Genomic DNA, 9451 nt, shown 5'->3' on the forward strand with positions numbered 1-9451 from the left:
GAAGCCGTGGCTGCGCCACGCAGCAACCTGTTGGTGCTGGCCGGGGCAGGCAGCGGCAAGACCCGGGTGCTGGTGCATCGCATTGCCTGGCTACTGGCGGTAGAGAACTGCTCGCCGTACTCCATCATGGCGGTGACCTTCACCAACAAGGCGGCGGCAGAGATGCGCCACCGAATCGAACACCTGATTGGCACCAGCCAGGGCGGCATGTGGATCGGCACCTTCCACGGCTTGGCACACCGCCTGCTGCGCGCTCACCATATGGATGCCAACCTGCCGCAGGACTTCCAGATCCTGGATAGTGAAGACCAGCTGCGCCTGCTGAAACGCATCGTGCGGGCGTTGAACATTGACGAGAAGCAATGGCCGCCGCGCCAGGCGATGTGGTACATCAACGGTAAGAAAGACGACGGCCTACGCCCGCAGCATATCGAAAGCTACGGCAACCCGGTGGAAGCCACCTGGCTGCGGATCTATCAGGCTTATCAAGAGGCTTGCGATCGTGCAGGGCTGGTCGATTTTGCCGAATTGCTGCTGCGCGCCCATGAGCTGTGGCTGAACAAGCCACATATCCTCAATCATTATCGCGAGCGCTTCACCAATATCCTGGTGGACGAATTCCAGGACACCAACCGTATCCAGTACGCCTGGATCCACATGCTGGCCGGGGGTAAGGCCAACGTGATGATCGTGGGGGATGATGACCAGTCGATCTACGGCTGGCGTGGTGCGCAGGTGGAAAACATCCAGCGTTTCCTGAAGGATTTTCCTGGCGCAGAAACGGTGCGTCTGGAGCAGAACTATCGCTCGACCAGCACCATCCTGAAGGCCGCCAACACCCTGATCGCCAATAACGACGGGCGCATGGGCAAAAACCTGTGGACCGAAGGGGCCGAAGGCGAGCCGATCTCTATTTACTGCGCGTTCAACGAGCTGGATGAAGCCCGCTTTGTGGTTAACCGCATCAAGTCTTGGCAGGACAACGGCGGCGCGCTGAACGACTGTGCCATCCTGTATCGCAGCAACGCCCAATCGCGCGTGCTGGAAGAAGCCTTGCTGCAAACCGCCATGCCATACCGCATTTATGGCGGCATGCGCTTCTTCGAACGGCAGGAGATCAAGGATGCCCTGGCCTATCTGCGGCTGATCGCCAACCGTAACGACGATGCAGCCTTTGAGCGCGTTGTGAATACCCCAACGCGCGGCATTGGCGATCGTACCCTCGACGTGGTGCGCCAGGCGGCACGTGACCGCCAGCTGACGTTGTGGCAGGCTACGCGTGCGCTGCTGCAAGATAAGGTGCTGGCGGGCCGTGCAGCGTCCTCCCTGCAGCGTTTTCTGGAGCTGGTGGATTCACTGGCCCACGAAACCGCCGAAATGCCGCTGCATGTGCAAACCGACCGGGTGATCCGCGATTCCGGGCTGTTTATCATGTATGAGCAGGAGAAGGGTGAGAAAGGCCAGGCGCGTATCGAAAACCTTGAGGAACTGGTCACGGCCACGCGCCAATACAGCTATCAGGATGAAGATCAGGATCTGATGCCGTTACAGGCCTTCCTGTCCCATGCTGCGCTGGAAGCGGGAGAAGGGCAGGCAGATGCCTATCAGGACGCGGTTCAATTGATGACCCTGCACTCTGCCAAAGGGCTGGAGTTCCGCCAGGTGTTTATCGTCGGCATGGAAGAGGGCATGTTCCCAAGCCAGATGTCGCTGGACGAAGGTGGCCGCCTGGAAGAGGAACGCCGCCTGGCCTATGTTGGCCTGACCCGTGCAATGCAAAAGCTGACGCTGACCTATGCGGAAACCCGCCGCCTGTATGGCAAAGAGGTGTATCACCGGCCATCACGCTTTATCGGTGAGATCCCGGAAGACTGTGTGGAAGAGGTGCGCCTGCGGGCCAGCGTCTCCCGCTCGGTGAGCCACCGCCGGATGGGAACGCCGATCAGTGAAAACGACACCGGTTACAAGCTTGGGCAGCGTGTGCGCCATGCCAAGTTTGGCGAGGGTACCATCGTCAACCTGGAGGGCAGCGGTGAACACAGCCGGTTGCAGATCGCGTTTCAGGGCGAAGGTATCAAGTGGCTGGTAGCAGCCTACGCCAAGCTGGAGACGGTGTAGGAGTACAGCATGATTCGCCCCTACAGCTAACAATCTGTAACTTCAATATTTACCCTATGGATTTCGAGTCGTAGCTAGGCGGTAAGCGTAGTTATCTCCAGGAGCTTACTTTAGTAAGTGACTGGAGTAACTACGTGAAGCCAACAACGCTACGGCTTGAAAGACGATGGGTAAAAGCGGTCGCCCACTTTGGCAGTGGCATACCAGCGCATCACCGCTTCGATCCCGTCGCCGCCTTCCGGTGGCGCCCAATGCATACAGTCTTCTTCGCCGAGCGCCTGATAAGGGCCCTGCTTCACTTCAAATACCACGCCACCCGGATCGACAGACAGCACGGCATGCCAGGTAAACGCCGGCATCTCCAACACCTTCGTTTCTTCGCCTAGCAGGGTACGTTGGGTGACCATGCCTTCGTCATTGAACTGCAACACTACGAAACGGCCACGCAGCGGGGTGAGTAACTCCCAGGTCTGCGGGTGGCGGTGTGGGCGAATATAGGTGCCAGGCTCCATGGCAATTGCCAGGCGCTGCACCGGATCGCTCAACTCTTCATGTAATGTTCGGTGGGCACGCAGGCGTGGCAGTGTGGCTGCCTGTTCGCTCATGGTCGTCAAGTCGTGGGCGGTAATCTGTTTCATTTCGTCAATCCGCAATATTTCTGTGCGCTAATCTTAGCAAGATTCCTGGCCGCGGTCAGAGATCGCGACGCGGTTTTCCATTAGGTACGCTGAAGGTTGCGGGAGTGTTACCAACGGGTCGTGAGCGTGATGAATTGTTGCGCGATTATCCGGCCTAACCGGTTGACAGGCTTTTTCTTCTCGGCGTAACATGCGCGCACGAATCTCAATGAGGACATACGCCTTGGACACACCCAGTAGATACTGGCTCACAGACCTGGACACCAGGTACAACTTCTAAGGCTATCCCATTGCGCTGATACCCTTCGTGGTTGTCGGCGACCCTCCCCAGCGTCGCTCCGAGTCAGATCTCTTCATGGTCTGGAACGAGCCGGTATTGCATACTTCCCTCGCTTTCTGTGCTTCAATGCGTTGTCTACCCCGTTACCATTAGGGAGTTTTGGCACATGCTAAGCGCTTTTAAATTAGATAACAGCCGCTTATCCCGTCTGGAGTTGGATGACTCAGATGATTTGACCTCATCGCTGTGGGTTGACCTGGTCGAGCCGGAGGAAGGCGAACGCGAGCGCGTGCAAAATGAGTTGGGCCAAAGCCTGGCGACACGCCCCGAACTGGATGATATCGAAGCCTCGGCCCGTTTCTTCGAAGACGATGACGGCCTGCATATCCACTCCTTTTTCTACTACGAAGACGCCGAAGATCACGCGGGCAACTCCACCGTGGCATTCACCATCCGCGATGGTCGCCTGTATACTCTGCGTGAACGCGAACTACCCGCTTTCCGGCTTTACCGCATGCGGGCGCGCAATTTAAGAATGGTGGACGGCAACGCCTACGAGCTGCTGCTGGATCTGTTTGAAACCAAAATTGAACAGCTGGCCGACGAGATCGAAAACGTCTACAGCGATCTGGAAAAGCTCAGCCGGGTGATTATGGAAGGGCACCAGGGCGACGAATATGATGAGGCCCTGTCTACGCTGGCCGAGCTGGAAGATATCGGCTGGAAGGTACGCCTGTGTCTGATGGATACCCAACGCGCGCTGAATTTCCTGGTGCGCAAGGCGCGTCTACCAACCAGCCAGTTGGAACAGGCGCGGGAAGTGTTGCGCGATATCGAATCCCTGCTGCCTCATAACGAATCGCTGTTCCAGAAGGTCAACTTCCTGATGCAGGCGGCGATGGGCTTTATCAACATCGAACAGAACCGCATCATCAAGATCTTCTCGGTGGTATCAGTGGTGTTCCTGCCGCCGACGCTGGTGGCCTCAAGCTACGGGATGAACTTTGAGTTTATGCCTGAACTGCGTTGGTCGTTCGGCTACCCGGGGGCGATTGCGTTGATGATCGTGGCGGGGCTAGCCCCTTATCTCTACTTCAAACGCAAGAACTGGCTTTAAATCCGGCTCTCGACGCTTCGGGCGGTGGTTTGCACCGTCGCCCCATTTTATCTTCAACGATCCCTCCTTCGCCTGTTAAACCGGGGTAGAATACCCTCACTGCTTATCGGCTCGTAAGGCATGCGTTTTGATGGAGAAGTTCCCGCGCGTCATTCAATGGCTGATCCTGCTGCTGGCTTCGCTGGTGTTGGGATTTGGTTTACAGGCTTTCCACGTTCCTGCCGCCTTGTTGCTGGGGCCGATGATTGTCGGTGTCGCGATGGGGCTGCTCGGCGCTTCGGTGCGCATCCCTGGCCCCTTCTTTATTGCGGCGCAGGCGATCTTGGGTTGCATGATCGCCCAGAGCCTTTCGCCCAATATTCTTACCCCCTTGTTGGATGACTGGCCGCTGGTGTTGCTGGTACTGATCGCGACGCTGTTGGCGAGTGGTGTCTCCGGCTGGTGCCTGGTGCGTTTCAGTGGGCTGCCTGGCCCTACCGGTGCTTGGGGATCTTCCCCCGGTGGTGCATCGGCCATGGTGGCGATGGCGGGAGATTTCGGCGCGGATGTGCGGCTAGTGGCGTTTATGCAGTATCTGCGCGTACTGTTTGTGGCTACGGCAGCAGCGGTCGTAGCGCGTATCGGTCTGGGAGATGAGGCTGGGCATGGGAGCGCCGCTCTGGAGTGGTTCCCCGCCCTCGACTGGCGCTTTGCCGGTACTTTGGCCGTGGCCGTTATCGGCTCCTGGTTAGGACCGCGCCTGCGCATTCCTTCCGGTGCGCTGATGTTGCCAATGATCGTTGGGGCGGCATTACATTCCACCGGCACCATGACGTTACAGGTGCCTGAATGGCTGCTGGCGCTGGCCTACACGCTGATTGGCTGGAGCGTCGGGCTGCGTTTTACCCGGGCCATCTTCCTGCTGGCGTTGCGCACCTTGCCGCAGATGGTGGTATCGATTGTCGCGCTGATGCTGTTTTGCGGCGGGCTGGGGTGGATGTTGACCCAGTTCCTGCCGGTCGATCTGTTGACGGCCTACCTGGCCACCAGCCCCGGCGGGTTGGATACCGTGGCGATCATCGCCGCAGGCAGCCGGGTTGATATGACCTTTGTGATGGCGATGCAGACGCTGCGGCTGTTGACTATTTTGCTGACCGGCCCGGCGATGGCCAGATTCATCTCTAACCACGCCCAGCCTGTGCAATCAACGTAGTTTGCGTTGCTGGTATAAGGCATCCAACAGGAACAACACCAACGCCGCCCAGATAAAGCCAAAGGTCACCAGCTTATCCTGGCCGATGGTCTCGCCGTAGAACGTGACCGCCAGCAGGAACATCAGCGTTGGCCCCAGGTATTGGAAGAACCCGAGCGTTGACAAGCGCAGGCGGGTGGCCGCTGCGGTAAAGAACAGCAGTGGAACGGTGGTGACCACCCCGGCGGCAACCAGCAGTAAATTCAGCGACCAGGGGTTGGCGCTCAGATGGCTGGTTGGGCTATCGGCAATCAGGAACAGGTAGATGGCGGCCACCGGCAGCAGCCACAGGGTTTCGATCAGCATGCCGGTTTGTGCATCAATGGCAATCTTCTTGCGCAGCAGGCCGTAGAAGGCAAAGCTGAAGGCCAGGCCAAGCCCGATGATCGGCAGCGAACCAAACTGCCACAGCTGCACCAGCACCCCGGTAAAGGCCAAGGCTACGGCCACCCACTGCATACGGCGGAAACGCTCACCCAGGAACAGCATTCCCAGCAGCACGTTCACCAGCGGATTGATGAAATAGCCGAGGCTAGCCTCCAGCATATGGTGGTTATTCACCGCCCAGATAAACAGCAGCCAGTTCCCCCCCACCAACAATGCGGTGACGGCCAGCAGCAGTAGCCGCTTACGGTTTTTACAGGCGGCCCGCACCTGCGGCCAGTTACGGCCTAATGACACCAACCCCAGCATAAAGAAGAAGGACCAGATCACCCGGTGGGTGAGGATTTCATCGGCAGGGACTTGTTGGATCAGCTTGAAATAGGCGGGGGCGATACCCCAAATAAAATAGGCGGCCAGGGCAAAGAAAATGCCCTGTCGCGTTTGTTGTGCGTCCATGACGGTTACCGGGTGGGAAAAGGAGATACGGTGATTTTACTGAAGATAACCGGCCATGTCCCACAATTGTGTGGTTTATGGAGCACAACCGGCTGGTACTCTTAGCCCACCAGGTAGGTGGCAGTGGCGCTGGCGATGTGTAAGCCATCGTGGTTGTGCAGCTCAACGCGGGCTACCGCCACTTTATTGCCGCTGCGCAGTACGCTGGCGGAAGCAACAAAATGCTCGCCGCGGCCTGGGCGCAGATAGTCGACGCGCAGATCGATCGTCCCCATACGTGACAGACGGGTCGCCAGTTCTTCTTCGATCAGCGGGTCTTGGCGCATCAGCACGCTGCCCACGCACGCTAGCCCGGCGGCAACATCCAGGACGGAAGCGATCACGCCGCCATGCAGGATGTTCTGGGCGGCATTACCCACCAGCTTAGGTTGGTTGGTAAAGCTCAATTCAACGTAGTCGTCCTCAAAGCGGCGTAGCTCCAGCCCCAACTCACGGTTAAACGGCATGTGATAGACGAAGATTTCGCCTATTTTCTGGCGGGCGGCTTCAAGGGTTAACAGAGTGTGTGACATAGTTCCTTTCTTCATTTGAGTTCTGCCAGCCGATGTACTGGTCAGTCCAGGTTAATGACTTGTGGATTTTATGCTTATCTTTTGTTGCTTTCCAGGCCCGGCAGATAAATGTATTCCCTAGTGCGGTAAAACCAGCAATGTGTGTAAAATAGCCTGCTTTTATTTCTGGTTTTTTCCTTATCTTTCGAGAGTGAACAAAATTATGCGTGTTCTGTCTGGGATTGTGATGGCGATGTTGCTTGCGCCATTAGTGGTGCAGGCCAATGAGGTCACCGAGCAAAAGAATCTGAATAAACCGGCGGTTCGTGGCAGCATCATTGGTAACATGCTGCAACACTATGATAATCCGTTCACTCTGTATCCTTATGAAACGAACTACCTGATCTATACCGATACCAGCGATCTGAATAAAGAAGCGATCAAATCCTACAACTGGTCGGAAAATGCCCGCAAGGATGAGGTGAAGTTCCAGCTCAGCCTGGCCTTCCCGATCTGGCGTGGCATTGCCGGTGAGAACTCGGTCCTGGGGGCGTCTTACACCCAGCGGTCCTGGTGGCAGTTCTCCAACCATGACGAATCCTCACCGTTCCGTGAAACCAACTACGAACCGCAAATTTTTGTCGGCTGGGCGACGGCGTATAAGTTTGCTGGCTGGACGCTGCGTGATATCGAAGTGGGTTTGAATCATGAGTCCAACGGCCGTGAAGATCCTACTTCACGCAGCTGGAATCGCGGCTATGCACGGTTGATGGCGCAAAACGGCGATTGGCAGGTTGAGGTAAAACCCTGGTTCCGCTTCTCGGAAAGCGACAGCAACGACGATAACCCGGATATCACCAAATATATGGGTTATTACCGCCTGACGGTGGGCTATGCCTTGGGGGAAAGCGTGTTCAGTGCCGAAGGCCAATACAACTGGAATAGTGGTTTTGGTGGCGCACAGTTGGGCTGGAGCTACCCAATAACCACCCATGTGCGTTTCTATACCCAAGTGTTCAGCGGCTACGGCGAATCGATGATTGATTACAACTTCAAGCAGACACGGCTGGGTGTTGGTGTCATGCTTAACGATATTATGTAGTTTATGTAATAACGGTGTCAGTCAGGCACCGTGATAGCGATAAATGGGGAAGTGTGTGTCAACCGCAGCAGTGATAAACAGAGAGTTGCTGGCAGAGCAGGTATTACGCGATACCTTCGGCTACCAGCAGTTCCGTCCGGGTCAACAAACGATTATCAACGCAATTATCGGCGGCCAGGATTGCCTGGTGGTGATGCCGACCGGCGGGGGTAAATCGCTGTGCTATCAAATCCCGGCGCTGGTGATGGATGGACTGACGCTGGTGGTATCCCCACTGATTTCCTTGATGAAAGATCAGGTCGATCAACTGCTGGCCTATGGTGTTTCCGCCGCCTGCTATAACTCGACGCAAACGCGGGAGCAGCAGTTGGAGGTGATGGCAGGCTGCCGCAGCGGTCAGATCAAGATGCTGTATATCGCCCCCGAACGGCTGATGATGGACAGCTTCCTTGAGCTGTTGGGAAGCTGTCCGCCGGTGATGCTGGCGGTGGATGAGGCACACTGTATTTCCCAGTGGGGCCACGATTTCCGCCCGGAATACCGCGCACTGGGCCAGTTGAAGCAACGTTTCCCCACCATGCCGGTAGTGGCATTGACGGCCACGGCCGATGAAGCCACGCGGGGGGATATCGTTCGCCTGTTGGCGCTGGACGAACCGCTGATCCAGATCAGCAGTTTCGATCGCCCCAATATCCGCTACACGCTGGTGGAGAAGTTCAAACCACTCGACCAGCTCTGGCGCTTCGTGCAGGACCAGCGCGGCAAAAGCGGCATTATTTACTGCAACAGCCGCGCCAAGGTGGAAGACACCACCGCACGTCTGCAAAGCCGTGGGCTGAGCGTTGGGGCTTATCACGCGGGGCTGGATAACGAACGCCGCTCCCAGGTGCAGGAGGCTTTCCAGCGTGATGATTTGCAGGTGGTGGTGGCTACCGTCGCCTTCGGTATGGGTATCAACAAACCCAACGTGCGTTTTGTGGTGCACTTCGATATTCCGCGCAACATCGAGTCCTATTATCAGGAGACTGGCCGCGCAGGGCGTGATGGCCTGCCAGCGGAAGCGATCCTGCTGTATGACCCGGCGGATATGGCCTGGTTACGCCGTTGCCTGGAAGAGAAACCGGCGGGGCAGCAGTTGGATATCGAACGCCATAAGCTCAACGCCATGGGGGCATTTGCCGAAGCGCAAACCTGTCGCCGCCTGGTGCTGCTGAACTACTTCGGTGAAGGTAAGCAGCAGGCCTGTGGCAACTGCGATATCTGCCTCGACCCGCCCAAGCGTTATGACGGCCTGGAGGATGCCCGCAAGGCACTGTCGGCGATTGGCCGCGTTGGGCAACGTTTCGGCATTGGCTATGTGGTGGAGGTGCTACGCGGCTCCAATAACCAGCGTATCCGGGAGTTTGGTCACGAAAAGCTGCCGGTGTACGGCATTGGCCGCGATCAGACCACCGAACACTGGACCAGCGTGCTGCGCCAACTGATCCATCTGGGCTTTATCACCCAGAACATTGCGATGCATTCGGCGCTGCAACTGACCGAAGCCGCGCGCCCGGTGCTGCGTGGCGAAGTGG

General features: G+C 57.2%; 9 protein-coding genes. 6 read left to right on the top strand and 3 right to left on the bottom strand.

Annotated elements, in window-relative coordinates; translation table 11 throughout:
• Positions 1–2118: DNA helicase II (gene uvrD / locus ACLQ7H_RS04835; RefSeq protein ID WP_411751688.1), on the top strand; the 2118-nt coding region annotated here is incomplete at its 5' end.
• A 149-nt stretch (positions 2119–2267) separates the two neighbouring features.
• Here uvrD and ACLQ7H_RS04840 read toward each other — a convergent pair.
• A complete protein-coding gene (locus tag ACLQ7H_RS04840) occupies positions 2268–2756 on the bottom strand; it encodes a WbuC family cupin fold metalloprotein (RefSeq protein ID WP_411751689.1) in 489 nt (162 codons plus the stop codon).
• A gap of 208 nt (positions 2757–2964) precedes the next feature.
• Between ACLQ7H_RS04840 and ysgD the strand changes: the two genes are divergently transcribed.
• The 3 genes from ysgD (at position 2965) to ACLQ7H_RS04855 (ending at position 5345) form a co-directional block, all read left to right on the top strand.
• Positions 2965–3036: a YsgD/CorL family protein gene (gene ysgD / locus ACLQ7H_RS04845; protein WP_411751695.1), complete on the top strand. Its 72-nt coding sequence runs from the start codon at positions 2965–2967 to the stop codon at positions 3034–3036.
• A 166-nt stretch (positions 3037–3202) separates the two neighbouring features.
• Positions 3203–4153, top strand: a complete 951-nt coding sequence (corA, locus tag ACLQ7H_RS04850; protein ID WP_411751690.1) for a magnesium/cobalt transporter CorA — start codon at positions 3203–3205, stop codon at positions 4151–4153.
• A gap of 130 nt (positions 4154–4283) precedes the next feature.
• On the top strand, positions 4284–5345 hold the full coding sequence (locus tag ACLQ7H_RS04855) for an AbrB family transcriptional regulator (RefSeq protein ID WP_411751691.1): 1062 nt from the start codon (positions 4284–4286) through the stop codon (positions 5343–5345).
• On the opposite strand, the gene rarD is transcribed toward ACLQ7H_RS04855, so the two are convergent.
• The gene (gene rarD, locus ACLQ7H_RS04860; RefSeq protein ID WP_021807769.1) at positions 5337–6224 is read right to left on the bottom strand and encodes an EamA family transporter RarD; all 888 of its coding nucleotides are present in this window, start codon (positions 6222–6224) and stop codon (positions 5337–5339) included. The two genes, ACLQ7H_RS04855 and rarD, sit on opposite strands and share 9 nt — an antisense overlap.
• Positions 6225–6325: 101 nt before the next feature.
• Entirely contained in the window at positions 6326–6796 is a 471-nt protein-coding gene (locus ACLQ7H_RS04865) for a thioesterase family protein (protein WP_411751692.1), read from the bottom strand.
• A gap of 202 nt (positions 6797–6998) precedes the next feature.
• Between ACLQ7H_RS04865 and pldA the strand changes: the two genes are divergently transcribed.
• Positions 6999–7877 (top strand): phospholipase A, encoded by an 879-nt coding sequence (pldA, locus tag ACLQ7H_RS04870; RefSeq protein WP_411751693.1) that lies wholly within the window; start codon positions 6999–7001, stop codon positions 7875–7877.
• A 55-nt stretch (positions 7878–7932) separates the two neighbouring features.
• Positions 7933–9451: ATP-dependent DNA helicase RecQ (gene recQ, locus ACLQ7H_RS04875; RefSeq protein WP_411751694.1), on the top strand; the 1519-nt coding region annotated here is incomplete at its 3' end.

This window comes from Serratia sp. (in: enterobacteria) (assembly GCF_046715635.1).
Taxonomy (GTDB): domain Bacteria; phylum Pseudomonadota; class Gammaproteobacteria; order Enterobacterales; family Enterobacteriaceae; genus Chania.

Excerpts from the sequence above, each read along its gene's own strand:
- ACLQ7H_RS04840 (WP_411751689.1), bottom strand. The coding sequence starts at position 2,756 with ATGAAACAGATTACCGCCCACGACTTGACGACCATGAGCGAACAGGCA.
- corA (WP_411751690.1), top strand. The coding sequence starts at position 3,203 with ATGCTAAGCGCTTTTAAATTAGATAACAGCCGCTTATCCCGTCTGGAG.
- ACLQ7H_RS04855 (WP_411751691.1), top strand. The coding sequence starts at position 4,284 with ATGGAGAAGTTCCCGCGCGTCATTCAATGGCTGATCCTGCTGCTGGCT.
- rarD (WP_021807769.1), bottom strand. The coding sequence starts at position 6,224 with ATGGACGCACAACAAACGCGACAGGGCATTTTCTTTGCCCTGGCCGCC.
- ACLQ7H_RS04865 (WP_411751692.1), bottom strand. The coding sequence starts at position 6,796 with ATGTCACACACTCTGTTAACCCTTGAAGCCGCCCGCCAGAAAATAGGC.
- pldA (WP_411751693.1), top strand. The coding sequence starts at position 6,999 with ATGCGTGTTCTGTCTGGGATTGTGATGGCGATGTTGCTTGCGCCATTA.